The organism is Streptomyces sp. NRRL S-350 (assembly GCF_000719705.1).
Classification (GTDB): domain Bacteria; phylum Actinomycetota; class Actinomycetes; order Streptomycetales; family Streptomycetaceae; genus Kitasatospora.
Window position 1 is genome coordinate 164570 of the sequence record NZ_JOHO01000005.1, and the last position, 25681, is coordinate 190250.

The 25681-nt window shown below is 72.0% G+C and carries 22 protein-coding genes and 2 tRNA genes; 5 read left to right on the forward strand and 19 right to left on the reverse strand.

Features of this window, described 5'->3' with window-relative positions:
• Positions 1–22 precede the first annotated feature (22 nt).
• The 8 genes from mreD to IF30_RS0107655 all read right to left on the reverse strand — a co-directional run bounded on the left by mreD (position 23) and on the right by IF30_RS0107655 (position 8972).
• The gene (gene mreD, locus IF30_RS0107620) at positions 23–661 is read right to left on the reverse strand and encodes a rod shape-determining protein MreD (protein ID WP_030233791.1); all 639 of its coding nucleotides are present in this window, start codon (positions 659–661) and stop codon (positions 23–25) included.
• A 3-nt stretch (positions 662–664) separates the two neighbouring features.
• Positions 665–1597 carry a rod shape-determining protein MreC gene (gene mreC, locus IF30_RS0107625; RefSeq protein WP_030233795.1) on the reverse strand — a complete coding sequence of 311 codons (933 nt, stop codon included), beginning with the start codon at positions 1595–1597 and terminating at the stop codon, positions 665–667.
• A gap of 91 nt (positions 1598–1688) precedes the next feature.
• A complete protein-coding gene (locus IF30_RS0107630; protein WP_030233797.1) occupies positions 1689–2714 on the reverse strand; it encodes a rod shape-determining protein in 1026 nt (341 codons plus the stop codon).
• 321 nt (positions 2715–3035) lie between these two features.
• Positions 3036–3449, reverse strand: coding sequence for a nucleoside-diphosphate kinase (gene ndk / locus IF30_RS0107635; protein WP_030233800.1), 414 nt, complete (start codon positions 3447–3449; stop codon positions 3036–3038).
• Between the two features lie 117 nt (positions 3450–3566).
• Complete coding sequence (locus IF30_RS0107640; RefSeq protein ID WP_030233802.1) at positions 3567–3917, reverse strand: DUF4233 domain-containing protein; 351 nt, start codon at positions 3915–3917, stop codon at positions 3567–3569.
• A 1-nt stretch (position 3918) separates the two neighbouring features.
• Complete coding sequence (folC, locus tag IF30_RS0107645) at positions 3919–5310, reverse strand: bifunctional tetrahydrofolate synthase/dihydrofolate synthase (RefSeq protein WP_030233805.1); 1392 nt, start codon at positions 5308–5310, stop codon at positions 3919–3921.
• 203 nt (positions 5311–5513) lie between these two features.
• Positions 5514–6038 carry a hypothetical protein gene (locus tag IF30_RS0107650; RefSeq protein ID WP_030233808.1) on the reverse strand — a complete coding sequence of 175 codons (525 nt, stop codon included), beginning with the start codon at positions 6036–6038 and terminating at the stop codon, positions 5514–5516.
• Positions 6039–6335: 297 nt separating this feature from the next.
• Positions 6336–8972: a valine--tRNA ligase gene (locus IF30_RS0107655; RefSeq protein WP_030233812.1), complete on the reverse strand. Its 2637-nt coding sequence runs from the start codon at positions 8970–8972 to the stop codon at positions 6336–6338.
• Positions 8973–9163: 191 nt separating this feature from the next.
• On the opposite strand from IF30_RS0107655, the gene IF30_RS0107660 reads away from it, so the two are divergent.
• Positions 9164–9994 (forward strand): hypothetical protein, encoded by an 831-nt coding sequence (locus IF30_RS0107660; protein ID WP_051709421.1) that lies wholly within the window; start codon positions 9164–9166, stop codon positions 9992–9994.
• 77 nt (positions 9995–10071) lie between these two features.
• Here the strand turns inward: IF30_RS0107660 and clpX are convergent, their stop codons facing one another.
• The 5 genes from clpX to IF30_RS0107685 all read right to left on the reverse strand — a co-directional run bounded on the left by clpX (position 10072) and on the right by IF30_RS0107685 (position 14962).
• A complete protein-coding gene (clpX, locus tag IF30_RS0107665) occupies positions 10072–11361 on the reverse strand; it encodes an ATP-dependent Clp protease ATP-binding subunit ClpX (RefSeq protein ID WP_030233819.1) in 1290 nt (429 codons plus the stop codon).
• 245 nt (positions 11362–11606) lie between these two features.
• Positions 11607–12269: an ATP-dependent Clp protease proteolytic subunit gene (locus tag IF30_RS0107670; protein ID WP_030233822.1), complete on the reverse strand. Its 663-nt coding sequence runs from the start codon at positions 12267–12269 to the stop codon at positions 11607–11609.
• 56 nt (positions 12270–12325) lie between these two features.
• Positions 12326–12946, reverse strand: a complete 621-nt coding sequence (locus IF30_RS0107675) for an ATP-dependent Clp protease proteolytic subunit (protein ID WP_051709451.1) — start codon at positions 12944–12946, stop codon at positions 12326–12328.
• A gap of 267 nt (positions 12947–13213) precedes the next feature.
• Positions 13214–14596, reverse strand: coding sequence for a trigger factor (gene tig, locus IF30_RS0107680; protein ID WP_030233826.1), 1383 nt, complete (start codon positions 14594–14596; stop codon positions 13214–13216).
• A gap of 292 nt (positions 14597–14888) precedes the next feature.
• Positions 14889–14962: transfer RNA gene (locus IF30_RS0107685), tRNA-Pro, on the reverse strand.
• A gap of 159 nt (positions 14963–15121) precedes the next feature.
• Here IF30_RS0107685 and IF30_RS0107690 point away from each other — a divergent pair.
• Positions 15122–15192, forward strand: a tRNA-Gly gene (locus IF30_RS0107690).
• Positions 15193–15293: 101 nt separating this feature from the next.
• Here the strand turns inward: IF30_RS0107690 and IF30_RS0107695 are convergent.
• Entirely contained in the window at positions 15294–15869 is a 576-nt protein-coding gene (locus IF30_RS0107695; protein WP_030233829.1) for a DUF6197 family protein, read from the reverse strand.
• Positions 15870–16071: 202 nt separating this feature from the next.
• Between IF30_RS0107695 and IF30_RS0107700 the strand changes: the two genes are divergently transcribed.
• The gene (locus IF30_RS0107700) at positions 16072–16863 is read left to right on the forward strand and encodes a DUF6348 family protein (protein ID WP_030233831.1); all 792 of its coding nucleotides are present in this window, start codon (positions 16072–16074) and stop codon (positions 16861–16863) included.
• Positions 16864–16913: 50 nt separating this feature from the next.
• Here the strand turns inward: IF30_RS0107700 and IF30_RS0107705 are convergent, their stop codons facing one another.
• The 4 genes from IF30_RS0107705 to IF30_RS0107720 all read right to left on the reverse strand — a co-directional run bounded on the left by IF30_RS0107705 (position 16914) and on the right by IF30_RS0107720 (position 20385).
• Positions 16914–17111 (reverse strand): hypothetical protein, encoded by a 198-nt coding sequence (locus tag IF30_RS0107705; RefSeq protein ID WP_030233834.1) that lies wholly within the window; start codon positions 17109–17111, stop codon positions 16914–16916.
• A gap of 583 nt (positions 17112–17694) precedes the next feature.
• Positions 17695–18921: a PP2C family protein-serine/threonine phosphatase gene (locus tag IF30_RS0107710; RefSeq protein WP_078891205.1), complete on the reverse strand. Its 1227-nt coding sequence runs from the start codon at positions 18919–18921 to the stop codon at positions 17695–17697.
• A gap of 331 nt (positions 18922–19252) precedes the next feature.
• Positions 19253–19738 carry a ribose-5-phosphate isomerase gene (locus IF30_RS0107715; protein ID WP_030233839.1) on the reverse strand — a complete coding sequence of 162 codons (486 nt, stop codon included), beginning with the start codon at positions 19736–19738 and terminating at the stop codon, positions 19253–19255.
• A 47-nt stretch (positions 19739–19785) separates the two neighbouring features.
• Entirely contained in the window at positions 19786–20385 is a 600-nt protein-coding gene (locus IF30_RS0107720) for a biotin transporter BioY (RefSeq protein ID WP_030233842.1), read from the reverse strand.
• 267 nt (positions 20386–20652) lie between these two features.
• On the opposite strand from IF30_RS0107720, the gene IF30_RS0107725 reads away from it, so the two are divergent.
• Positions 20653–22080, forward strand: a complete 1428-nt coding sequence (locus tag IF30_RS0107725) for an amino acid permease (RefSeq protein WP_030233846.1) — start codon at positions 20653–20655, stop codon at positions 22078–22080.
• A gap of 75 nt (positions 22081–22155) precedes the next feature.
• On the opposite strand, the gene IF30_RS0107730 is transcribed toward IF30_RS0107725, so the two are convergent.
• Positions 22156–22788, reverse strand: a complete 633-nt coding sequence (locus tag IF30_RS0107730) for a DsbA family protein (RefSeq protein WP_030233848.1) — start codon at positions 22786–22788, stop codon at positions 22156–22158.
• Positions 22789–23009: 221 nt separating this feature from the next.
• On the opposite strand from IF30_RS0107730, the gene pepN reads away from it, so the two are divergent.
• A complete protein-coding gene (gene pepN, locus IF30_RS0107735; protein WP_030233850.1) occupies positions 23010–25601 on the forward strand; it encodes an aminopeptidase N in 2592 nt (863 codons plus the stop codon).
• The last annotated feature ends 80 nt before the right edge of the window (positions 25602–25681 follow it).

Consider the following 25681-nt stretch of genomic DNA (forward strand, 5'->3'; position numbering starts at 1 on the left):
GGGAGGTCGGGGCCGGGCCGGGTTACGGCCGGCGGGCGAAGCCGGGCACGCGCCGCTTCTTGAAGCCCGGGCCGGAGGAGGCCTCGCGGGTGGTGCGGTAGCGGGCCAGCGTGCCGAGGCCCGAGCCGCTCTCGTCGTCGTCGGCTGCGGCCACCGGGTCGCGCCCGAAGCGGCGGCCGAGCAGCATCACCAGCGGCACCACGAAGGGCGCCAGCAGCAGGTCGTACAGCAGGGCGCTGATCACCAGGCCGCCGAGGCCGACGTGCCGGGCCGCGGTGTCGCCGACCAGGGCGCCGACCATCGCGTAGAGCAGGGTCGAGGCGACCGCCGCGACGCCCACCACCAGCAGCGAGCCGGAGACCGACCGCTGGCGCCCGTGGTCGGAGCGCAGCAGTCCGGCGGTGTAGCCCATCAGGCAGAGCACCAGCGCGTAGCGGCCGATCGCGTGGTCGGAGGGCGGCGCGAGGTCGGCCAGCAGGCCGGCCGAGAAGCCGACCAGGCAGCCGCCGGTGGGCCCGTAGACCATGGCGAGGCCGACCACGACGAGCAGCAGTATGTCCGGGGTGGCTCCCGGGAGCTGGAGCCGGCCGAAGACGCTGACCTGGAGGATCAGGCCGAACAGGATCAGGCAGGCGGAGACGGGGATGCGGGCGAGGCGCATGGCTCAGTTCCCCCCAGTGGGCTTGGCGGGCGGGGCGGCGGACGCGGCGGCGGGGGCCTGGCCCTGGCCCGCGGCGGGGGCCGGCGGCAGGACGGCGTCGCGCGGGTCGGCGCGCGGCGGCACGACCACCACGCCGACCAGGTCCAGCCGGGTGAACTGGACGAAGGGCTCGACCAGGACGGTCTTGGTCAGCTGGCCCGCGTTGGCCTGGACCTCGAGGACCTTGCCGACCGGCACGCCGGGTACGAAGGGGCGGCCGCTCTGCGAGCCGAAGGTGACGAGCCGGTCGCCGGCCTTGACCTGGGCCTTGCCGTTGAGCAGCGAGACCTTCATCGGGCTGTCGCCGCCGCCGGAGGCGAAGCCGATCTCGCCGCTGCCCTCCAGTCGGGTGCCGGCCGAGAAGCCGGGGTCGGAGGCGAGCAGCACGGTGGCGGTGGTCGGCCCGACGGTGGTGATCCGGCCGACCAGTCCCTGGCCGTTGATCACCGTCATGTCGCGGGTGAGGCCGTCGTCGCTGCCGGCGTCGATGGTGATGGTCCAGGAGAAGCCCTGGGCCGGTCCGATCGCGATGACCTGGGCGGCCTTGACGGTGTAGCCGCCGGCGCCGGCGGTGCGCAGCAGCTCGTCGAGTTGCTTGGTGCGCCCGGCGGCCATGTCGGAGGAGGCGAGCTTCTGCCGCAGTTCGGTGTTCTCGCGGGCGAGCTGGTCGGTGCGGCCGCTGTCGGTCGCGGTGTCCCGGAAGGCCCGGACGGTGTCGGCGACCGGGTCGACGACGGTGGCGGCGGCGCGCTCGACCGGGCCGAGGACGCCTGCGGCGGCGTGCCGGGCCGGGCCGAGCGGGGAGTCCTCACCGCCCTTGATGTCCACGGTAATGAGCGCGAAGGCGACGGCCACCAGCAGGATGAGCAGCAGCCGGCTCTCTCGTGTGTCCCTCACGGTGCTGGTACTGCCCCTTCGTACCTGGCGGCCGCTCGGGGCTGTGGGGCCCGGGCGGCCGCCCGTTCAGTGTCGGATGGCGTTCGTGGTGCTAACGGCGAGGCTGGGCGTCGAGTACCTGCTGGAGCGCCTCGAACTCCTCGACGCACTTGCCGGAGCCGAGCGCCACGGAGTCGAGCGGGTTCTCGGCGATGTGGATCGGCATGCCGGTCTCGCGGCGCAGCCGCTCGTCCAGGCCGCGCAGCAGGGCGCCGCCGCCGGTGAGCACGATGCCCCGGTCCATGACGTCGCCGGCCAGCTCGGGCGGGCACTGGTCGAGGGTGGTCTTGACCGCGTCGATGATCGCGTTGACCGGCTCGTCGATGGCCTCGCGGACCTCGGCGGCGGAGATCACCACGGTCTTGGGCAGGCCGCTGACCAGGTCGCGGCCGCGGATCTCGGCGTGCTCGTCCTTCTCGCCCTCCAGGCCGAAGGCGCTGCCGATGCTCATCTTGATCTGTTCGGCGCTGCGCTCGCCGAGGAGCAGCGAGTACTCCTTCTTGATGTGCTGGACGATCGCGTTGTCCAGTTCGTCGCCGGCCACCCGGATGGACTGGGCGGTGACGATGCCGCCGAGGGAGATCACCGCGACCTCGGTGGTGCCGCCGCCGATGTCGACCACCATGTTGCCGGTGGCCTCGTGGACGGGCAGCCCGGCGCCGATGGCGGCGGCCATCGGTTCCTCGATGATGTGCACCTGGCGGGCGCCGGCCTGCGAGGAGGCCTCGATGACGGCGCGGCGCTCGACGCCGGTGATGCCGGAGGGCACGCAGACGACGACGCGCGGGCGGGCGAGGTAGCGGCGGCGGTGGATCTTGAGGATGAAGTACCGCAGCATTCGCTCGGTGATCTCGAAGTCGGCGATCACGCCGTCCTTGAGCGGGCGGATGGCGACGATGTTGCCCGGGGTGCGGCCGATCATCTTCTTGGCCTCGGCGCCGACGGCGAGGATGCCGCCGGTGTTGGTGTTCACCGCGACCACTGACGGCTCGTTCAGGACGATGCCCTTGCCCCTGACGTACACCAGCGTGTTGGCAGTTCCGAGGTCGATCGCCAAGTCGCGGCCGATGAACGACAGGTTGCTCGCCATGGAGTGTGGGTGCCTTCCCGGGCTCGGAGTTCATGAGGGGTGGACGACTGCGTGCGCCCACGCTTGGGCGGAGACCAGCTGAGCTGCCTTACCGGGCCCTTGAGTCGCGTCCATCGTAGTCACGCGGCGCGGTACGGACGTCGACGTGGGGCATACCGTCCATTGTCCGGAGCGTGATCGCTTCTCCGAGGATTGGGACGCCGTGTCGGCGACCCCAGTTCCCTATTTCCCGATAAGAATGCCCCGGCCGGGCCAATGGTCCCGACCGGGGCAGGCCCTCGGTCCTTCGGGTGCGTCACCCGGTTCGGCTCAGGCGTGCGCCGGGAAGAAGATCTTGATCTCGCGCTCGGCGGACTCCGGGGAGTCGGAGGCGTGGATCAGGTTCTCCCGGGTGATCGTCGCGTAGTCGCCGCGGATGGTGCCGGCCCCGGCCTCCAGCGGGTTGGTGGCGCCGGCCAGCATGCGGATGCCGCGCACGACCTCCTCGCCCTCGACGATCAGCGCGATCGACGGGCCGGAGGTCATGAACTCCAGCAGCGGCTCGTAGAAGGGGCGGCCGACGTGCTCCGCGTAGTGCTGCTCCAGCGTCGCCCGGTCGAAGGTGCGCAGCTCGATGGCGGCGAAGCGCCAGCCGGCCTTGCGCTCGATGCGGCTGATGATCTCGCCGGCCAGGCCGCGGCGGACGGCGTCGGGCTTGAGCAGGACGAGAGTGCGCTGGGACACGGTGCTTCTCCTGGGGATTCGGTTCGGCAGGCAGTCGGGTCGACGGGTGGGCCGACACGCCAGAGGCTACCTTGCGTACACGGCGTGTCGGTCCGCCGGTCCGGCTCCTGGACGTGCCTAGACCTGCACCGCGGCGGCCGCCTCGGCGGCGCGGGCGGCCTTGAAGGCGTCCACCTTGCGGCCGTAGTGCACCGAGCACCACCACAGTCCGGCGAAGACCACGCCGAGGCCGAACATGGTGGGCAGGATGAAACCGCTGGCGATCAGGCCGATCTGCAGCGCCCAGCCGACGGGCACCGCGCCGGGCCGGTCGATCATGCCGCAGAGCGCGACGCACAGGGCCATCGCGATGCCGCTGACCGTCCAGATCTCACCGGTGGAGACGTCCGTGAGCCGCATCGCGACCAGTGCCGCGAACATGACCAGCAGCGCCTCGCCGATCAGCGTCGAGGAGCAGAGCGTCCTCATGTCACTTCCTCCCGAGCAGCAGGCGGGCCTCGCCCACCGTGATGACCGAACCGGTGACCAGCACCCCGACGCCGCCGAGGTCGCCCTCTTCCTCGGCGAGGGTGACGGCGGCGGCGATGGCGTCGTCGAGCCGGGGCTCGACCTGGACGCGGTCCTCGCCGAAGACCTCGACGGCCAGGGCGGCGAGCTCGTCGGCGTCCATCGCGCGGTGGGTGGAGTTCTGGGTGATGACGACCTCGGCCAGGATCGGCTCGAAGGCCTCCAGCACGCCGGCCACGTCCTTGTCGACGGACGTGCCGATCACGCCGACGAGCCGGGTGAAGCCGAACGACTCGGTGAGGGCGGCGACGGTGGCGCGGGCGCCGTGCGGGTTGTGCGCGGCGTCCAGGACGATCGTGGGGCTGCGGCGGACGATCTCCAGGCGGCCCGGCGAGGAGACGCCGGAGAAGGCCTGACGGACCTTGTCGGTGTCGAGCTGCCCACCGCGGGCGCCGCCGACGCCGAAGAAGGCCTCGACCGCGGCCAGCGCCAGCGCCGCGTTGTGCGCCTGGTGCTCGCCGTGCAGCGGGATGAAGACGTCCTCGTACTCCTCGCCGCCGAGCCCGCGCAGTGTCACCAGCTGGCCGCCGACGGCGAGTTCGCGGCGGATCACGCCGAACTCCATGCCCTCGCGGGCGACCGTGGCGTCCACCTCGACGGCCCGGCGCAGGATGGTCTGGGCGGCGTCCAGCTGCTGCTGGGCGACGACGGCGACGGCGCCGGTCTTGATGATCCCGGACTTCTCGACGGCGATCTCACCGGTGGTCCCGCCGAGCTTGTCGGTGTGGTCCAGGCCGATCGGGGTGATCACGGAGACGGCGGCGTCGATGACGTTGGTGGCGTCCCAGGAGCCGCCCATGCCGACCTCGACCACGGCGACGTCCACCGGGGCGTCGGCGAAGGCGGCGTAGGCCATGCCGGTCAGCACCTCGAAGAAGGACATCGGCACCGGCTGCGCCGCGTCGACCATCTGCACGTAGGGCTCGATGTCCCGGTAGACCTCGACGAAGCGCTCGGGGGTGATCGGGGCGCCGTCCAGGCTGATCCGCTCGGTGACGGACTCCACGTGCGGGCTGGTGTAGCGGCCGGTGCGCAGCTCGAAGGTGTTGAGCAGCTGCTCGATCATCCGGGCGGTGGAGGTCTTGCCGTTGGTGCCGGTGATGTGGATGGAGGGGAAGGACCGCTGGGGCTGGCCCAGGATGTCCATCAGCGCCTCGACCCGGTCGAGCGAGGGCTCCAGTTTGTTCTCCGGCCAGCGCTTGGAGAGTTCCAGCTCGACGTCACGAAGGGCGTCGCCGGTGCCGCCGTCGGCGGGGCGGATGGTGTACGGATTCGGGTCGGCCTTGTCGCTCACGACCCCAGTCTACGGAGCCGGGGCCTGGCGTCCTCACAGGGTGAGGCCCGGCGTGGGGCCCGCGGTCGGCTCGGGGTCGGCCCGGGGTGGGAGCGGCCGCTTCGCCCGGGCTTGGCCGCACTCGCCGAGCCGCCCGGTTCCGTGGATTCCGCCGGCGCCGACGGGGCGGCCGCCTCGCTGCGGCCCGCGTGGCGCCCTGGGGCTCAGACCCCGGCCCGGGCCTCCGGCACGTGCGCGGCGCCGCCGTGCCGACGGCGCAACTCGGCGGTGATCTCGGCCAGTTCGCCTTCGGGCAGCAGCGGCAGCATCATCGCGACGCCCTGCAGCAGGCCGCCCAGCAGGAAGGTGGTGTCGGCCGTCGAGGCGACCAGGCCCCGGACCTCGGCCACCTCGCCGGCCGCCACCGCCTCGATCAGGCGGGCGGCGTCGGCGGACTCCTCGTCCACCGCGACCGCGCCGCTGTCGGCCGGCGCGCGCCGGGCCATCGACCGCAGCACCCGGTCGCCGACCTCCGGGGCGTACGCCTTGCGGACGGCCTCGGCGGCGATCCAGGCGAGCAGGGTGGTCACCTCGCGTTCGGCGTGCTCGGCGCAGAGCAGGTCCAGCTCGTGGTCGAACGCGAGCTGGTTGCCGTGCCGGAAGGCGAGCAGCAGCGTCGCCGCCCTGGCCTTCGCGTCCTCGACCGCCTCGGCAGGCAGTTCGTCGGCCAACTCCTCGGTCACCACCACGCCATGCCCTCCCGTCCGTCGTCCAGCAGGAGCGCTCAGCACAAACGCCCGGCGGAAACGCCCATTCGGAAACTCCGTGCACACCGTACACATCAGACCTGCAAACTTCTGCGAACGCGCGCGGGCAAGACCGGAATCAATTCGCTCGGAATAAGACCTCACCCGGTCCAGGATGAATATTCGCCGGAAGGGAGCAATGTTGCTGGGCTATTCGGTGCAACAGCGGCCGGGGCCGGCAAAAGCCCAGGGGCCGCACTCCGCGAAACGGAGTGCGGCCCCTGGCCGGTACTGCCGGGCTCAGCCCTGCGGCAGCCCCGCGAGCTGGGCGGTGATCCGGGCGATGTCGGCCTCGGCGGCCTCCTGGCGAACCTTGATCTTCGCGACCACCTCGTCCGGCGCCTTGGCCAGGAAGGCCTCGTTGCCGAGCTTGGCCGTGGTCTGGGCCTTCTCCTTCTCGGCGGCCGCGAGGTCCTTGGCGAGGCGCTTGCGCTCCGCCGCGACGTCGATGGTGCCGGAGAGGTCCAGCGAGACGGTGGCGCCCGCGACCGGCAGCGAGGCCGTGGCCGCGAAACCCTCCTCGGGAACGGTCAGCCGCAGCAGCGAACGGATCGCGTCCTCGTGGACGGCCAGCACGGTGCCGTCCAGCTCCAGCCGGGCCGGGACGCGCTGGCCCGACTTGAGGCCCTGGGCGGTGGCGAACCGGCGGACCTCGGTGACCACCTGCTGGAGCGTGGCGATCTCCGCCTCGGCCTCGGCGTCGCGGTACCCGCTGTCCTGCGGCCAGTCGGCGATGACCAGCGACTCGGCGCCGGTCAGCGTGGTCCACAGGGTCTCGGTGACGAACGGCACGATCGGGTGCAGCAGGCGCAGCGTGACGTCCAGGACCTCGCCGAGCACCCGGCGCGTGGCGTCGGCCTGCGGGCCGCCCTTGGCCAGGGTGGTCTTCGAGAGCTCGACGTACCAGTCGAAGACCTCGTCCCACGCGAAGTGGAAGAGCGCCTCGGACAGCTTCGAGAACTGGTAGTCCTCGTACAGGCCGTCGACCTCGGCCACCGTGCTGTTGAGCCGCGACAGGATCCAGCGGTCGGCCGCGGTCAGCTCCTCCGGCGCGGGCAGCGGGCCCTCGACGGTGGCGCCGTTCATCAGGGCGAAGCGGGTGGCGTTCCAGATCTTGTTGGCGAAGTTGCGGGCCGCCTGGACCCAGTCCTCGCCGATCGGCACGTCGACGCCGGGGTTGGCGCCGCGCGCCAGCGTGAAGCGCAGCGCATCGGAGCCGTACTTGTCCATCCAGTCCAGCGGGTTGACCACGTTGCCGAAGGACTTCGACATCTTCTTGCCGTTCTGGTCACGGACCATGCCGTGCAGCGCGATCGTGTGGAACGGCGGGGTGCCGTCCATCGCGTAGAGGCCGAACATCATCATCCGGGCGACCCAGAAGAACAGGATGTCGTAGCCGGTGACCAGCACGGAGTTCGGGTAGAACTTCGCGAGGCTCTCGGTCTGCTCCGGCCAGCCGAGCGTGGAGAACGGCCACAGGCCGGAGGAGAACCAGGTGTCCAGGACGTCGGTGTCCTGGTGCCAGCCCTCACCGGCGGGCGGCTGCTGGTCGGGGCCGACGCAGACGACCTCGCCGTTCGGGCCGTACCAGACCGGGATGCGGTGGCCCCACCACAGCTGGCGCGAGATGCACCAGTCGTGCAGGTTGTCGACCCAGTCGAAGTACCGCTTCTCCATCTCCTGCGGGTGGATCTTGACCTTGCCGTCGCGGACCGCGTCACCGGCGGCCTTGGCGAGCGGGCCGACCTTGACCCACCACTGCATGGACAGCCGCGGCTCGATGGTGGTCTTGCAGCGCGAGCAGTGGCCCACCGAGTGGACGTACGGGCGCTTCTCGGCGACGATCCGGCCCTCGGCGCGCAGCGCGGCGACGATCGCCGAGCGGGCCTCCAACCGGTCCAGGCCGAGGAAGGGGCCGTGCACGGTGATGACGGCGTGCTCGTCCATGACGGCGATGTTCGGCAGGTCGTGCCGCTGGCCGATCTCGAAGTCGTTCGGGTCGTGCGCGGGCGTCACCTTGACGGCGCCGGTGCCGAACTCCGGGTCGACGTGGGTGTCGGCGACGACGGGGATCCGACGGCCGGTCAGCGGCAGCTCGATCTCGGTGCCGACCAGGTGCTTGTAGCGCTCGTCCTCCGGGTGGACGGCGACGGCGGTGTCACCCAGCATCGTCTCGGCGCGCGTGGTGGCGACGACGATGGAGTTCTCGCCCTCGCCGTAGCGGATGGAGACGAGCTCGCCGTCGTCGTCCTGGTACTCCACCTCGATGTCCGAGATGGCGGTCAGGCAGCGCGGGCACCAGTTGATGATGCGCTCGGCGCGGTAGATCAGCTCGTCGTCGAAGAGCTTCTTGAAGATGGTCTGGACGGCCTGCGACAGGCCCTCGTCCATGGTGAAGCGCTCGCGGGACCAGTCCACGCCGTCGCCCAGGCGCCGCATCTGGCCGGAGATCTGGCCGCCGGACTCCGCCTTCCACTTCCAGACCCGCTCGATGAACGCCTCGCGGCCCAGGTCGTGGCGGGACTTGCCCTCCTTGGCGAGCTCGCGCTCGACCACGTTCTGGGTGGCGATGCCGGCGTGGTCCATGCCGGGCTGCCACAGAGCCTCGTAGCCCTGCATGCGCTTGCGGCGGACCAGGGCGTCGATCAGCGTGTGCTCGAAGGCGTGGCCCAGGTGCAGGCTGCCGGTGACGTTCGGCGGGGGGATGACGATCGTGTACGGGGGCTTGTCGCTCTTCGCATCCGCCGTGAAGTACCCGCGCTCCACCCAGCGCTCGTACAGCTCGCCCTCTACGTCCGCGGGGGTGTAGGTCGTCGGGAGGGTCGCTGCTTCGTCCCCGGTGGTGCTCACGGGGCGCTGGTTCGTCGAGTCGGTCACGACGCACAGTTTACGTAACCGGGGGCGTGGGTTACGAACCGCTTTCGGTCCGCGGACGCGCCACGCCCGGACGGGCCCCGAGCGGGCCCCGTGCGGTAGCGTGCCCGGGCACTCGCCCGGTCGGCCGGGCGTGCACGGAACGACTCCACACCATGACAGGCCGCGGGTGCGGCGGGGGAGCACAGACGCAGATGTACGGCCAGGGACAGCAGTATCCGCAGGGACAGCCGCAGCCTTACGGCGGCCAGCCGCAATACGGCCAGCCGCCGCAGCAGCCCTACGGCGCCCCGCAGCCGCAGTACGGCTACCCGCCGCAGCAGCCCTACGGCGCGCCCCAGCCCCAGTACGGCGTGCCGCCGCAGGCGCCGTACGGGCAGCCGGGGTACCCGGTCGCGCCGCCGCCGAAGGGCCGGGGCGGCCTGGTCGTCGGCCTGGTGATCGGGGCGCTGGTGCTGGGCGGCGGCGGTTTCGCCGCGTGGAAGTTCCTCGGCGGCAGCGACGCGGGCGGCCAGTACAAGCTCACCGCCCCGCAGACGCTGGCGGACGGCTACGTGCAGAAGTCGGCGAAGGAGGAGGCCGCCGACATGAGCAAGCCCGACATCGCGAAGGTCGGCAAGGACCTGCACGCGGTGGTGGCCAGCTACAGCAAGGGCACCGACGTCAAGAACATGGACTCCCTCACGGTCGTCGGCATCTACGGCACCCTCAACGACCCGGACCAGATCATCGCGGACTCGAAGAAGGACAGCGGCGGGCTGACCTGGAGCACACCGATGGCCGACTACCCCGCGAAGGACAGCCACGCCTCCTCGGGCAAGCTCAGCTGCGGCGTGGCCAGCGTCATCGTGGGCAAGCCGGGCCCGACGGTCTGCGTGTGGGCGGACAAGTCCACCTACGGCCGGGTCACCTTCACCAAGCTCAGCCTGGGCAGCACCGGCGGTGACAGCACCCAGGGCGTCACCCCGGACCAGGCCGCGGAGAAGACCCGGGCGATCCGCGACGCCATGAAGGTCGCCCAGTAGCACCGCACCGGTCGCGCCGGCACGCGAAGGGGCCCCCACCGGATCCGGTGGGGGCCCCTTCGCGTGCCGGCGTCGGGTCAGGCGCTCTTGTCCCGGCGCTCGCGCTTGATCATGTCGCGCGGGACCAGGGTGGGGATGGCGTGCTTGGAGACCACGTCCCCGGTGACCACCACGCGGGCGACGTCCTGGCGCGAGGGGACCTCGTACATCACGGACATCAGCACCTCCTCCATGATGGCCCGCAGTCCGCGCGCCCCGGTGCCGCGCAGGATCGCCTGGTCGGCGATCGCCTCCAGCGCGTCGCGGGAGAACTCCAGCTCCACACCGTCCAGTTCGAACAGCTTGCGGTACTGCTTGACCAGCGCGTTCCGCGGCTCGGTGAGGATCTGCAGCAGCGCCTCGCGGTCCAGGTTGTGCACGCTGGTGATCACCGGCAGCCGGCCGATGAACTCGGGGATCATGCCGAACTTCACCAGGTCCTCGGGCATCACCTGGCGGAAGTGGTCGCTGGCGTCCGACTCCCGCTTGGAGCGGATGTTGGCGCCGAAGCCGATGCCCTTGGCACCCGCGCGGCCCTCGATGATCCGCTCCAGGCCGGCGAACGCTCCGCCGACGATGAACAGCACGTTGGTGGTGTCGATCTGGATGAACTCCTGGTGCGGGTGCTTGCGCCCGCCCTGCGGCGGCACCGAGGCCGTGGTGCCCTCCAGGATCTTCAGCAGGGCCTGCTGCACGCCCTCGCCGGAGACGTCCCGGGTGATCGACGGGTTCTCGCTCTTGCGCGCGACCTTGTCGATCTCGTCGATGTAGATGATCCCGGTCTCGGCCTTCTTGACGTCGTAGTCGGCCGCCTGGATCAGCTTGAGCAGGATGTTCTCGACGTCCTCGCCGACGTAGCCGGCCTCGGTCAGCGCCGTGGCGTCCGCGATCGCGAACGGCACGTTCAGCATCCGGGCCAGGGTCTGCGCCAGCAGGGTCTTGCCGGAGCCGGTGGGGCCCAGCAGCAGGATGTTGGACTTGGCCAGCTCGATGGCGTCCTCGCGGCCGTTGCCGCCGCTGCGGCCCGCCTCACCGGCCTGGACCCGCTTGTAGTGGTTGTAGACGGCCACCGACAGCGACTTCTTGGCGAGGTCCTGGCCGACCACGTACTGGTCGAGGAACTCGTAGATCTCACGCGGCTTCGGGAGTTCCTCGAAGCGCACCTCGGAGGTCTCGGCGAGCTCCTCCTCGATGATCTCGTTGCACAGGTCGATGCACTCGTCGCAGATGTACACGCCTGGGCCGGCGATCAGCTTCTTCACCTGCTTCTGCGACTTGCCGCAGAACGAGCACTTGAGCAGGTCGCCACCGTCTCCGATGCGTGCCACGAGGTGCTTCCCCTTCGCCAGGGGCCCCGCAGGGGTTCCGGGGCCTGGTGCTGTGGACCGTCAACGCCGACGGCGCTCGGTCTCGCTATCCGACGGTACTCTGCCGGGCCCGTGATTCCGTCCTCTTCGCCGGGTCTGCCGTACGCCCTGGGCGAATTGATACCGAACAGATGCCGTGCACGGGTCTGCCCCGCCCCGACGGACCCTCCCGGACCGGACCGCTCCGGGCGGGAGGGGAGCCGGCCTCAGGAGGTCAGCGAGGTCTTGCGGGTGGAGATGATCTGGTCGACCAGGCCGTACTCGACGGCCTCCTCGGCGGTGAGGATCTTGTCGCGCTCGATGTCCTCGCGCACCTGCTCCGCCGACTTGTTGGAGTGCTTGGAGAGCATCTCCTCCAGCTGCTCGCGCATCCGGAAGATCTCCCTGGCCTGGATCTCCAGGTCGGACACCTGGCCGCGGCCGGTCTCGGTGTACGGCTGGTGGATCAGGATCCGGGCGTTCGGCAGCGCCATCCGCTTGCCGGGGGTGCCGGCGGCGAGCAGCACGGCCGCGGCGGAGGCCGCCTGGCCCATGCAGACCGTGGTGATGTCCGGCTTCACGTACTGCATCGTGTCGTAGATGGCCGTCAGGGCCGTGAACGAGCCGCCGGGCGAGTTGATGTACATCTGGATCTCGCGGTCCGGGTCCATCGACTCCAGGCACAGCAGCTGCGCCATGATGTCGTTCGCCGAGACGTCGTCCACCTGCGAGCCGAGGAAGATGATGCGCTCCTCGAACAGCTTGGCGTAGGGGTCGTACTCGCGGATGCCCTGCGTGGTGCGCTCGACGAAGCGCGGGACGATGTAGCGGCCCTCGGCGCGCATGTCCTCGACGCGGGCCTGGGCGGCCGACAGGCTGGGGATGTTCATGGGGGTCCTTGTCCTCCGGGGCGTTGTGGCTGGGGTCTCGCGGGCCGGGCCGCGGCTCAGGCAGCGCCCGTGCCGCCGCCGCCGGGGACGTCCGCGGCACTGTGCATGATCGCGTCGATGAGGCCGTACTCGAGGGCCTCCTCCGGGGTGAACCAGCGGTCGCGGTCGGAGTCCGCGGTGATCTGCTCGAAGGACTGGCCGCTGTGGTGGGCGATCAGCTCGGACATCCGCTTCTTGGTGCGGAGCAGCTGCTCCGCCTGGATGCGGATGTCGGTGGCGGAACCGCCGAGGCCCGCGGAGGGCTGGTGCATCAGGATGGTCGAGTTCGGCAGCGAGAAGCGCTTGCCGGGGGCGCCGGCGGTCAGCAGGAACTGACCCATCGAGGCGGCCATGCCCATCGCGATCGTCACGACGTCGTTCTTGATGTACTGCATGGTGTCGTAGATCGCCATGCCGGCCGAGATCGAGCCGCCCGGGGAGTTGATGTAGAGGAAGATGTCCTTGTCGGGGTCCGCGGCCAGCAGCAGCAGCTGAGCGGTGATCTTGTTCGCGATGTCGTCGTCGACCTGCTGGCCGAGGAAGATGATCCGCTCGTTGAGCAGCCGGTTGTAGACCTGGTCGCCAAGGCCGCCGAGCACGTCACCAGCGGCGGCGTGCGGCGCCATCGGGCCAGGCATCTGCATCTGCGGGAACGTCACTTAGCCACCTGCTCAGTCGATTTGGACGGTCGCTCCACGGCCGTCACGGTGTCGCACAGCTTCCGGGTATCACGGTGTGATTGTCGCTGTCCAAGGACCCTAACGCGCAGGCCGGGCCGCAGAATCCCTCACGCAGAACTGTTCGCTGTCAGCGCAGGGTCGCGGCGGCCCGCGGGCGGAAGACAGCGGGCCCGGACACCATGACGGCGTCCGGGCCCGTTGCGTGCCTCAGGGGGCTGCCGGGGCTCAGGCCTCGGTCTTCTCCTCGGCGGCGGCCTCGACGGTCTCGGCCGACTCGTCGGCCTCGTCGTCGTCGAAGTTGATCTCGTTGCCCTCGGTGTCGACGACCTTGGCGGCCTCGACCACGGTGGCCAGCGCCTTGCCGCGGGCGACCTCGCCGACCAGCAGCGGCACCTGGCCGCCCTGGACGACCTGCTGCGCGAACTGGTCCGGGGTGAGGCCCGAGCCGGCGGCGCGGCGGATGAGGTGCTCGGTCAGCTCCTCCTGGTTAACACCCAGCTCCTCGTCGGCGACGATCTGGTCCAGGACGAACTGGGTCTTGATGCCCTTCTTCGCCTGCTCCTCGATCTCCGCGTCCCACTCCTCGCGGGTCTTGTCCTGGGTGCCCAGGTAGGTGTCGAGGTCCATGCCCATCGGCTGGAGCTGGTGGTGCTCCACGTTGTGCTTGCGGGTCTCGATCTCGTCCTTGAGGAGCTTCTCCGGGTACTCGATCTCGACCAGCGCGAGCAGCGCGTCCAGCACCTTCTCCTGGGCCTGGGTGGCCTGGTCGTACTCCTTCATGCGCTCGAGGCGCTTGCGGGAGTCGGCGCGCAGGTCCTCCAGGGTGTCGAACTCGCTGGCCAGCTGGGCGAACTCGTCGTCCAGCTCGGGCAGCTCCTTCTCCTGGACGGCGGTGACGGTGACGGTGACCTCGGAGGTCTTGCCCGCCTGGGTGCCGCCCTTGAGCTCGGTCTCGAAGGTCTTCACCTCGCCGGCGGACAGGCCGACGACGGCCTCGTCGATGCCGTCGATCAGACGGCCCGAGCCGATCTCGTAGCTCACGCCGGTGGCGGTGCCGTCCTCCGGCACCTCACCGTCGACCTTGGCGACGAGGTCCACGACCACGATGTCGCCGGCGGCCGCGGCGCGCTCGACGTCCTTGACGGACGAGAAGCGCTCGCGCAGCTGCTCCAGCGACTTCTCGACGTCCTCCTCGGAGACGACGATCGGGTCGACGGTCACCTCGATGGAGGAGAACTCCGGAAGGGTGATCTCCGGACGGATGTCCACCTCGGCGGTGAACTTCAGGTCACCGCCGTCGGCGATCGTCTCGACACCCTCGATGTTGGTGATGTCGGGCTGGCCGAGGACCTCGATCTTGCCCTCGTCGACGGCCTGCGTGTAGAAGCGCGGCAGGGCGTCGTTGACGGCCTCCTCCAGCACGGCGCCACGGCCGAAGCGCTGGTCGATGACGCGAGCCGGGATCTTGCCCTTGCGGAAGCCCGGAACCGTGACCTGCTGGTTGATCTTCTTGTACGCCGCGTCGAGGCTGGGCTTGAGCTCCTCGAAGGGCACCTCGACGGTGAGTCGAACCCGGGTCGGGTTCAGAGTCTCGACGGCGCTCTTCACGGTTAGGTCTCCTAGGGGCTTGCGGTCAGGTTGTCTCCGCCCGGCCCGCCGTCCGGCCGGAGCCGTACGGGTGGGTCGGACGAGACGGGCGATGGGCGGTTGGAGCTGCATCTCCCGTGGGGTGGACGGTGAGCTTGACTCCTCGCCCTCGTGCGGTTGACCTGGGTTGACGCCGCAGGGACTACCGCCAGCGTCCCATCCTACCGGTACCACGAAAGGCGGACGCCAGGCGCCACCGTACCGCCCGAACAGAACAGGGCCCCGCCACGGTTGGCGAGACCCTGCCGCACTGTCGGGGTGGCCGGATTCGAACCGACGGCCTTCCGCTCCCAAAGCGGACGCGCTACCAAACTGCGCCACACCCCGTGGTGCCGAGAGGAAGCGTACACGGCGGGCCTGTTCGGCTCGCCGACTTGCCACCGCGCGGGCGCGGAAGGGGGGCGGGGGAAATGCGGTGTGCACGGGAGCCCTCGGACCAGGTACGCTGTTCCCCGAACTTCCGGCCGGTGACGGTCGGTGGGTCGCGCGGGCGTAGCTCAATGGTAGAGCCCTAGTCTTCCAAACTAGTCACGCGAGTTCGATTCTCGTCGCCCGCTCTTCGTCCGGCCCCGGTGTGCTCTCCGCGCACCGGGGCCGGCTGCGTTCCCGGGGCCGGCCGGCCGCGGGACCGGGCGCCGCCAGGGCTCCTCCCGGTCGCTCAGAGCCGGAGGCGGGCGGCCCGGGCGGCGGCGCGGTCGAGCAGCAGGTGGATGTCGCCCTCACGGGTGGCCGGGCGGTCGTTGAACTCGTCCGGGGAGCGCACCGGGCGGCCGGTGGCGTGCAGCACCTCCATCAGCTGCACCCGGGCCGTGCGGACGGTCGGCGGAGTGCCGTAGCCGTGCGCCAGAACCGCGGCCTGGGCGCCGAGCAGGCAGACCCGGCCCGCCTCGTCCCACATGGCGCCCTGCAGCCAGCCGTGGGCGCGGATGTAGCGGGAGGCGAGCCTGAGGTGGTCGGCGGCGGTGACCGGGACGGCGCGGGCGGGGCGGCGCAGCGCCCGGTCGAGCAGGGTGGCCCGGGGCGCCGGGTGGCCGGCGTACCAGGGCTGCGGCGTGCTGCCGTAGGGGCAGGCGTACGGCGCGGGGGTGCGGGCGGGGGCGGGCAGCGTGGCGAGGTAGGCCTCGATCTCCGCGACCAGGCCGGAGCCGTCCGGGTGGATCAGGAGCGGACGGGCGGGGCGTGGGCGGCTCGGGGTCGGTCCGGGCGGGGGCGGCGGTGCGGCGGTGCGGGGCATGCGGGTTCTCCGGGCGGGCGGTCTGCGGCTTCCGCTGCCCAAAGTGGGGCATTCAGGACATTTCCGCGACCGGAGGGCCCGGGCGCCCGGACGGTTTCCCGGTTGGGGGCCGGGCCGATAGCCTCGGCGGCGTTCGAGCGCAGTTCGAGCACGGTTCGAGCGCGACCTCATCCGCCGCGCTTCCGAGGTGGGAGGAGTCCCGGTGCATCCGCAGGAGCGACTGGTCGTCATACAGCGCTGCGTGGTCCGGGAGATGGCGCGACTGGGCCAGGTGTTCCGCCCGGACGGCGAGGTCGTGCGCGGCCCCGGCACCACGGCGGTGGCGGTGCGCGAGCACCCCGGGGACGACGGCGCCGGCCACGTGGACCTCGGCTTCGTGCTGCAACTCGGCCGGGCGGACGCGCCGGTGGTGTGGGACTGCGCGGCCGGCCTCGGCAAGACCGAGGAGGAGAAGCTCGCCAACGCGGTCAAGATGTGGGCGACCACCACGGCCTCGGTGCTGGTCGAGCTGGCGGAGGGGTACGGGACGCACGCCGACCACGCGGACCTGCCCGAACTCCCGGGCTGGCACGCCGTCCAGGGGCCGGCGGCGGTGTTCGGCTTCGGCAACGAGCACCTGGCGGGCTGGCTCGCCGAGAACCGCCTGCTCTCAAGGCTGGCCCCGGCCCTGCGGCCGGAGTTGACCGGGCCGGGGCCGGTCGGGGTGAAGCTCTTCCTGGGCGGGAAGGCGGGGGACGACGTCGCCGAGGTCCGGGTGGGCGGCGAGGTGTCGGAGGCGGCGTCCGCGGCGCTGCGCGCGCTGGACTGGCCGCGGGGTGAACGGCTGTGCTGGGCACGCCTGTTCGTCCTGCTGACGGCGGACGGGCCGACGCAGGCTCAGGCCGCACCGGCGGGTGCCACGGCACCCGCACCGATGCGTTTCCACGCCCCGGCGGCAGCACGCCCACGGGGTCTGTTCGCTCGCTGGCGGGAGGCCAGACGGGCCGGACGGTGACCGCCGTTCGCCCGCCCGCCCCGAGCCGAAGGGCGGGCGATGCGCCCGGGTCAGCCGCCGGTGATGCTGGAGATGCTGTGCGCGAGGTTCGACAGCAGGGAGTTGATCGAGGTCGCGACCGTGGTCTCGTGGAGCATGAAGCCGAACAGGGCGGCGACGATCGCGTGGGCGATCTTCATCTGCTTGTTGCGGATGAAGATGATGCACAGGATCGCGAACAGGACCAGCGCGGAGACGGAGAGTGCCACCCGGACTCACTTCCTCGTTTTCATAGCGGGGTGCCACCGACCGGCGACACCAGCGAAAGCCGGACCCCGGCCTGTCCGACGGTCCCGAGGCGGAATCGCGGACCGTCCGACGCACCGTCGGCCGGGGAGCCCACGATCGACCGCTGCCTGTCGTGCCGCACGTGACGCCCCCCTATCCCCCGAATCCTGAACAGTCCCGCCCGGACTCAGTGTGGTCGACCGTGCCGATTGCGTAAAGGTCTGACCGTCGGCCCGGCCCCGATATCCCGCGATGCGAGACGAGTTTCCGCCGACCGGGACGATAGCCGAGCCGTCCTGACGAATCGTCGGCGGGGCCGCGCTGAGCGGCCGGGAAGCCGCCGGGGGCGGGGAACGGAACCCGCTGGTCCGGTCAGTCGTCGGGCCGTCCGATTTGGCCGAAGATCGGCTGCCCGGCTTGACAGCCACTGCCCCCGGCATGTGCCCTGCGGGCCGCCCGCCGACGCGCCGTCAGCGCGGCCACGGCACCGGCCTCGCGCCCCGTCGGGCCCGCCGGGTCCAGTCGGGCCCAGCCGACCCGGTCGGCCCAGCCGGCCTGGTCGGCTCAGTCGCGCCAGAGCAGCAGCAGCGCGCGGTCGTCGTTGATGTCCCGGGCCACCGTCTCGATCAGCGCGGCCGCGGCGCCCGGCCCCGCACCCGCTCCGCCGCCGGGCAGCAACCGGTCCGCCTCCCCCATCAGCCGGTCCATGCCCTCCCCGAGGTCCCGGCCCGGCGCCTCGACCATGCCGTCGGTGCACAGCATCAGGACGTCGCCCCGGTTCAGCCGGCCGCGCACGCCTTCGAACTTGGCGCCGTCGTAGATCCCGAGCAGCGGGCCCTCGGCCTCCTTGACCTCCCAGCGGCCGGCGCCCTCCAGGCGCTGCATACCCGGCAGGTGCCCGGCCGACAGCAGCTCGTAGTCGCCGGTGTCGAGGTCCAGCACCAGGTGGACGGCGGTGGCGAAGCCCTCCTCCCAGGACTGGCGCAGCAGGTAGCCGTTGGCGGCGGGCAGGAAGTCGTGCGCGGGCAGCGAGCCGACCAGGCCGCCGAAGGCGCCGGAGAGCAGCAGCGCGCGGGAGCCGGCGTCCATGCCCTTGCCGGAGACGTCCGCGAGGACCACCTCCAGCAGCCGCCGGCCCGGGCCGGTGCGGGCGGCGACCACGAAGTCCCCGGAGAAGGACTGGCCGCCGGCCGGGCGCAGCGCCATGTCCGCGTGCCAGCCGGCCGGCAGCTCGGGCACCCGGCTCTGCACCCGCAGCCGCTCGCGCAGGTCGAACAGCATGGTGGAGCCGCCCCACCAGGGCACGCCGACCCGGGCCCGGAACTGGGCCAGCAGCAGGCCGCCCACCCCGGCGGCGCCGACCACCAGGGCCGCGCCCGGGGTCACGCCGTAGAGGTAGGCCGCGGGGTTGTCGCTGGCGACCCGCTGGCCGGTGTGGATCACGGACTCGGCGGAGAGGCCGAGCGCGGCGAGCGCGTAGAGCACCACCAGGCTGCCGGGGCGCAGCAGCAGCGCGCCGGCCAGGATCGGCAGGACCAGGGAGGTGGGCGGGGCCCAGTCGGGGAGCCAGATGTTGAACAGGATCAGCAGCGGGACGAGCAGGGCGAGCGCGCACAGCACCGGCCAGTCGGCTGCGCCGCCGCGGAAGTAGTCCACACCGGCCGTGCGCAGCCTTCGGCGGACCCGGCGGAGCCTCTTGCGCAACCGGGCCGTCACGGGCTCGGACGCCGGGGCGGCGCCGGGCCTCGTCGCAGTCGTCTGGGGCGGTGCGCCCGGCGGTCTGCCAGCCATGGAGCCCGACCCTATCCACGGGTGCGGCCCGGCGTCGACGGCCCGGGCGGGGGCGGCGGCGCCGGGGCGCGGGGTGCTCGGCGGGTTTCGGCCGATCGGGGCGGTCGCGGGCACGGCGTCAGGAGGCTTGCGCCGGTTGGGTGTACGAAACACGGGGGGCGCGTGTGCGCCCCGCGCGCGCGGCCGTCCGGTCGGTCGGCGCCTGTGGCCGATCCCACAGGCCGCCGGGCCCCGTCGGCGCTCTGTCGCCTCCCTGTCGGCGCCCCGGGACGGCGGCGGCCGGCCGCACGCGAGCGTGCGACCGGCCGGGAGGAGGGTGGGGTGGCTGGGATCAGCCCTGGGGGTGGTGGGCCGGGATCGGCGGGAGCTCGCCGGTGGTCTCGTACTCGCTCAGCATCTCGATCCGGCGGGTGTGCCGCGGCTCGCCGCTGTACGGGGTGCGGAGGAAGACCTCGACGAACGACGTGGCCTCCTCCGTCGTGTGCATGCGGCCGCCGATGGAGATCACGTTGGCGTCGTTGTGCTGGCGGCCGAGCTCGGCGGTCTGCACGCTCCAGGCCAGCGCGGCCCGTACGCCCTTGACCTTGTTGGCGGCGATCGCCTCCCCGTTGCCCGAGCCGCCGATCACGACGCCCAGCGCCTCCGGGTCCGCGGCGGTGCGCTCGGCGGCGCGCAGGCAGAACGGCGGGTAGTCGTCCTCGGCGTCGTAGATGTGCGGCCCGCAGTCGACCGGCTCGTGGCCGGCCCCCTTCAGCCACTCCACGAGGTGGTTCTTCAGTTCGTATCCGGCATGGTCGGAGCCCAGGTACACGCGCATGCCATGAGTGTGGCACGCGGCCGCACCCGGGCCCGACAACGGGGGCGTCAGCGCCGGCCGACGAGCTTCCAGGCCAGCGGCAGCGCGCCGGCGGCGAAGGCGGCCTTCAGGGCGTCGCCGACCAGGTAGGGGTAGAGGCCGAGCTCGGCGGCGCGGGCGAGCGGCACGTGCAGGGAGAGGGCCAGGTACGGGACGCCGACGGCGTAGATGGCGAGGCTGCCGAGGGCCATGGTGACGACGGTGTTCACCGGGGTGCGGTCGGCGCCGCGCCGGGCCAGCGCGCCGGTCAGGGCGGCGGCGAGGACGAATCCGAGCACGTAGCCGAGGGAGGGCATCGCCCAGCCGGAGGTGCCCTCGGCGAACCAGGGCAGGCCGGCCAGGCCGGCCAGCAGGTAGAGGGCGAGCGAGGCGGCGCCGCGGCGGGCGCCGAGCGCGGTGCCGACCAGCAGGGCGGCGAAGGTCTGGCCGGTGACCGGCACCGGAGAGCCGGGGACGTTCACCGACAGCTGGGCGGCCACACCGGTCAGTGCGGCGCCGCCGGCCACCAGGGCCAGGTCGCGGGCCTGGGCGCCGAGGCGGGTGGACGCGGCGGGCAGCAGGTCGGCGAGGACGGCGCGACGCGGTATCGGGGTGGTGGCGGTGGCCATCGGGGGCTCCTCCGTGGGGGTCCGGGTGAGTGAACACCTGTGAACCTACGCGGTGATCCACTGCGCCACCTCCGCGGTTTCGGACAAAGCCCCACCCTCGGGCGTTGTCGGAACCGGCCGGGGACGACGCTGCGTCACGGTCCGGACGCGGGCGGTTGCGGTCCGGTCCGCCATGTGGTCCCGGGCCGGACATTGTTGGCATGGCCGGAGGCGGCCCCGGATATTGGACAACTCATGCCGCATACCGCACAGTCTGGAACCACCCCTATGGCCCCCACCTCCGTGCCCTCGGCGCCCGGGACCACCGACGCCGCCACCCGACCGGCCGACGGCCCGGCCCCGGGTGGCCAGCAGCTCGCCCACGGGCTGAAGCAGCGCCACCTGTCGATGATCGCCCTCGGCGGCGTGATCGGCGCGGGCCTCTTCGTCGGCTCCGGCGCCGGCATCGCGGCCGCGGGCCCGGCGATCATCCTGGCCTTCGTCCTCTCCGGCCTGCTGGTCATGCTGATCATGCGGATGCTCGGCGAGATGTCCGCGGCCCGCCCCGCCTCCGGCTCGTTCTCGGTGCACGCCGAGAAGGAGATCGGCCCGTGGGCCGGGATCACCGCGGGCTGGATGTACTGGGTGATGCTCTGCTGCGGCGTCGCCGCCGAGGCCACCGCCGCCGGGAAGATCGTCAACGGCTGGATACCGGGCGTCTCCTCGTGGGTCTGGGTCGCCCTGTTCATGGTCTTCTTCTGCGCCAGCAACCTCACCGCGGTGAAGAACTTCGGCGAGTTCGAGTTCTGGTTCGCCACCGTCAAGGTCGCGGCGATCGTCGCCTTCCTGGTCCTCGGCGGGCTGGGCATCGCCGGGGTGATCGGCCCCGGCTCCCCCGGCACCGGCAACCTCACCGGCCAGGGCGGCTTCCTGCCGAACGGCGGCAACGGCCTGATCGTCGGCCTGCTCGCCTCGGTCTTCGCGTACGGCGGTCTGGAGACCGTGACCATCGCCGCCGCCGAGTCCGACGACCCCAAGAAGAACGTCGCCAACGCCGTGCGCACCGCGGTGTGGCGGATCGCGATCTTCTACATCGGCTCGATGGCCCTGGTCGTCACCCTGGTCTCCTGGAAGGACCCGGCGGTCGTCACCGACGGCCCGTACGTCACCGTGCTGAGCCACCTCGGGGTGCCCGCCGCCGGGACGATCATGCAGGTCGTCGTGCTGGTCGCGCTGCTGTCCGCGATGAACGCCAACATCTACGGCGCCTCCCGGATGGCGTACTCGCTGGTCGGCCGCGGCCAGGGCCCCAAGGCGCTGGCCAAGGTCAGCGGCGGGGTGCCGCGCCGGGCCGTGCTGGCCTCCTGCCTGTTCGGCTTCGGCGCCGTGCTGGCCGCCAAGTTCTGGCCGGACACCGTGTTCACCTGGCTGATGAACACCACCGGCGTCGCGATCCTGGTGGTCTGGCTGTTCATCTGCGGGGTCCAGCTGCGGATGCGCCGCCGGCTGGAGCGCGAGGCGCCCGAGCTGCTCACCGTGAAGATGTGGGGCTACCCCTACCTGACCTGGCTCGCGATGGCCGCCGTGGCCGGCATCCTCGCGCTGATGACCACCACCGAGGGCAACCGGCAGCAGCTGTACGCGGCCGGGGTGCTGGTCGCGCTGCTGTCCGCCGCCGGCCTGCTCAAGCAGCGCCGGGACGCCGCCGCCCGCTGAGCCCCCGTACGCGGCAGGGCCCCGGTACCGGTCGGTACCGGGGCCCTGCCGCGTGTCCGGGGCGGTGCGTCCGGGCTACTCGAAGGACGGGCCGGCCGTCCGGGTGCGCTTGATCTCGTAGAAGCCCGGGGTGGAGGCCACCAGCAGGGTGCCGTCCCAGAGCCGGGCCGCGGCCTCGCCCTTGGGGGCGGGGGTGACCACCGGGCCGAAGAAGGCCACCCGGTCGCCGTCCGCACCCTCGACCGCGATGACCGGCGTGCCGACGTCCTCGCCGACCAGCGTGATGCCCTCCTTGTGCGACGCACGCAGGGCCTCGTCGTAGGCGTCGGTGTCGGCGGCGTCGGCCAGCTCGGCAGGCAGGCCCGCGGCCACCAGGGCGGCCGTGACCGTCTCCCGGTTCTGCGGCAGGCCCTGGTTGTGGAAGCGCAGGCCCAGCTCGGTGTAGAGCCGGCCGAGCACCTCCTCGCCGTGCTGCTCGGCGGCGGCTATGCACACCCGCACCGCGCCCCAGGCGTTGTCCAGCAGCTCGCGGTAGTTCTCCGGGAGGTCCCGGTGCTCGTTCAGCACCGACAGGCTCATCACGTGCCAGCGCACGTCGACCGGGCGCAGCTGCTGAACCTCGATCAGCCAGCGGGAGGTCATCCACGCCCACGGGCAGGCCGGGTCGAACCAGAAGTCGGCGGTCTTGCGCTCAGCGGCAGTCGTCACTGCGTGTCGTCCTTAGTGAGGTGGTCCGGGCAGGGGAATTCCGCCCCGCGGACCCCAACACCCGCCAGGCGCCGCTGATTCCGCCCCGGGCGCGACGGCCGGTGCAATGGTACCGGCGGTGCGGAGCGTGAAAGGATGGCCCCGCGCGCGGCCACACCGCGCACGAGACCCGCACCACCCAGACGCGCACCACCGTGCGAGCCGGACAAAGGAGTACCGCCGTGCCGGGCAAGAACCTCAGCCGCGACGAAGCCCAGCAGCGGGCCAGCATCCTGGCCGTGGACGGCTACCGGGTCCGGCTGGACGTGACCTCGGCCCCGGATCCGGCCTCCGCCACCTTCCGCTCCACCACCACGATCGCCTTCCGCTGCTCCCGGCCCGGCACGGACACCTTCCTCGACCTGCTCGCCCCCGCCGTCCGCTCGGTCACCCTCAACGGCCGCGCCCTCGACCCGGCCACCGCCTACGACGGCGCCCGGGTGCACGTCGACGGCCTGGCCGCCGAGAACGTCCTCACCGTCGAGGCCGACTGCGCCTACAGCCGCACCGGCGAGGGCCTGCACCGCTTCGTCGACCCGGTGGACGGCGAGACCTACCTCTACACCCACTACGAGCCGGCCGACGCCCGCCGGGTGTTCGCGAACTTCGAACAGCCCGACCTGAAGGCCCCGTTCACCTTCACCGTGACCGCCCCGGCCGCCTGGGACGTGTGGTCCAACGCCCCGCACGAGACGGTCACCGCGGAGGACGGCGCCCGCACCTGGGAGTTCGCGCCGACCAAGCCGATCTCCACCTACCTCACCGCCGTCGTCGCCGGCCCCTACCACGTCGCCCGCGACCACTACAGCCGCGAACTCGCCGACGGCACCACCCTGGAGATCCCGCTCTCCGCGATGTGCCGCAAGTCCCTCGCCCCGTACTTCGACGCGGACGAGATCCTCGGCGTCACCAAGCTCGGACTCGACTTCTTCCACGAGGAGTTCGCCTACCCGTACCCCTTCGGCAAGTACGACCAGGCCTTCGTGCCCGAGTACAACATCGGCGCGATGGAGAACCCCGGCTGCGTCACCTTCCGCGAGGAGTTCGTCTTCCGGTCGAAGGTCACCGACGCCGCCTACGAGGGCCGGGCCAACGTCATCCTGCACGAGATGGCGCACATGTGGTTCGGCGACCTGGTGACCATGCGGTGGTGGGACGACCTGTGGCTGAAGGAGTCCTTCGCCGACTTCATGGGCGCCTACGCCCTGGTCGGCGCCCGCACCCGCTACTCCTCCGCCTGGGTCACCTTCGCCAACCAGCGCAAGGCGTGGGCCTACCGGCAGGACCAGTTCCCCACCACGCACCCGATCACCGCGGACATCCGGGACCTGGAGGCCGCCAAGCTCAACTTCGACGGCATCACCTACGCCAAGGGCGCCTCCGTCCTCAAGCAGCTGGTGGCGTACGCCGGTTCGGAGTCCTTCTTCGAGGGCGCCCGCCGCTACTTCCGGCGCCACGCCTTCGGCAACACCGAGCTCACCGACCTCCTGGAGATCCTGGAGGAGACCAGCGGCCGCGACCTCAAGTCCTGGGCCGCCGCCTGGCTGCAGACCGCCGGGGTGAACGCGCTGACCCCGCAGGTCACCACCGACGCCGAGGGCCGGATCACCGAGCTGGCCGTCCTCCAGGACGGCACCGCGGACGGTTCGGCGACTCCGTCGCGCGGCCTGCGCCCGCACCGGATCGCCGTCGGCCTGTACGACCGGGACGGCGACGGCGCGCTGGTGCGCACCGAACGGATCGAGCTGGACGTCACCGGCGCCCGCACCGTGGTGCCCGAGGCGGCCGGCCGGCCCCGCCCGGCGTTGGTGCTGCTCAACGACGACGACCTGACCTACTGCAAGATCCGGTTCGACGAGGAGTCGCTGGAGACCCTGCGCACCGGCCTCGGCGACATCGACGGCGAGCTGTCCCGCGCCCTCGCCTGGTCCGCCGTCTGGAACCTCACCCGCGACGGCCTGATGCCGGCCCGCGACTACGTCGCCCTGGTGCTGCGCTTCGCCGGCCAGGAGGGCAACATCGGCGTGCTGCAGTCGCTGCACGCCCAGGCCAAGACCGCCGTCGACCTGTACGCCGATCCGGCCTGGCGCGCCGAGGGCGGCCGACTGCTCGCCGACGGCGCCCTGCGCGAGCTGCGCGACGCCGTCCCCGGCAGCGACCACCAGCTGGCCTGGGCCCGCTTCCTCGCCCAGACCGCCGGCGGCGCCGAGCACCTCGGCCTGGTCCGCGGCCTGCTGGCCGGCAGCGCCCGGATCGACGGCCTGGACGTCGACCAGGAGCTGCGCTGGTCGCTGTGGCTGGCGCTGGCCGCCGCCGGGCAGGCCGGCGACGAGGAGCTGGCCGCGGAGCTGGCCGCCGACAACACCGCGAGCGGCAAGCGGCAGTACACCCAGTGCCTGGCCGCCCGGCCCACCCCGGAGGCCAAGGCCGCCGCGTGGTCGGCCGTCGTCGACTCGGACGAGCTGCCGAACGCCCTCGTCGAGGCCAACATCGCGGGCTTCGCGCTGCCCGCGCACCGCGACCTGACCGCCCTCTACGCGGCGCCGTACTTCAAGCTGCTGGAGAAGGTCTGGGCCGAGCGGACCATCGAGATCGCGATGCGCTTCGTCGGCGGCTTCTTCCCGAGCGCGCAGACCGGCGAGCAGACCGTGGCCGAGGCCGACGCGTGGCTGGACGGCCACCCGCAGGCGGCGCCGGCGCTGCGCCGCCTGGTGCTGGAGCGCCGGGACGACCTGGCCCGCGCGCTGCGGGCCCAGGCCTGCGACCGGGCCTGACGCCCGTCGCGCGAGGGGGCCCACCGGTGCGGTGGGCCCCCTCGCGCGTCCTTCCGGCCGGGGCGCGAGCGGGCGTACCG

Bases quoted from the DNA above. Each gene is read 5' to 3' on its own strand.
- IF30_RS0107710 (WP_078891205.1), bottom strand. From the start codon at position 18,921: ATGGCTGGCAGACCGCCGGGCGCACCGCCCCAGACGACTGCGACGAGG.
- IF30_RS0107725 (WP_030233846.1), top strand. From the start codon at position 20,653: ATGGCCCCCACCTCCGTGCCCTCGGCGCCCGGGACCACCGACGCCGCC.
- IF30_RS0107660 (WP_051709421.1), top strand. From the start codon at position 9,164: ATGTACGGCCAGGGACAGCAGTATCCGCAGGGACAGCCGCAGCCTTAC.
- IF30_RS0107640 (WP_030233802.1), bottom strand. From the start codon at position 3,917: ATGAGGACGCTCTGCTCCTCGACGCTGATCGGCGAGGCGCTGCTGGTC.
- IF30_RS0107670 (WP_030233822.1), bottom strand. From the start codon at position 12,269: ATGAACATCCCCAGCCTGTCGGCCGCCCAGGCCCGCGTCGAGGACATG.
- IF30_RS0107715 (WP_030233839.1), bottom strand. From the start codon at position 19,738: ATGCGCGTGTACCTGGGCTCCGACCATGCCGGATACGAACTGAAGAAC.
- IF30_RS0107695 (WP_030233829.1), bottom strand. From the start codon at position 15,869: ATGCCCCGCACCGCCGCACCGCCGCCCCCGCCCGGACCGACCCCGAGC.
- IF30_RS0107720 (WP_030233842.1), bottom strand. From the start codon at position 20,385: ATGGCCACCGCCACCACCCCGATACCGCGTCGCGCCGTCCTCGCCGAC.
- mreD (WP_030233791.1), bottom strand. From the start codon at position 661: ATGCGCCTCGCCCGCATCCCCGTCTCCGCCTGCCTGATCCTGTTCGGC.
- IF30_RS0107675 (WP_051709451.1), bottom strand. From the start codon at position 12,946: ATGCCTGGCCCGATGGCGCCGCACGCCGCCGCTGGTGACGTGCTCGGC.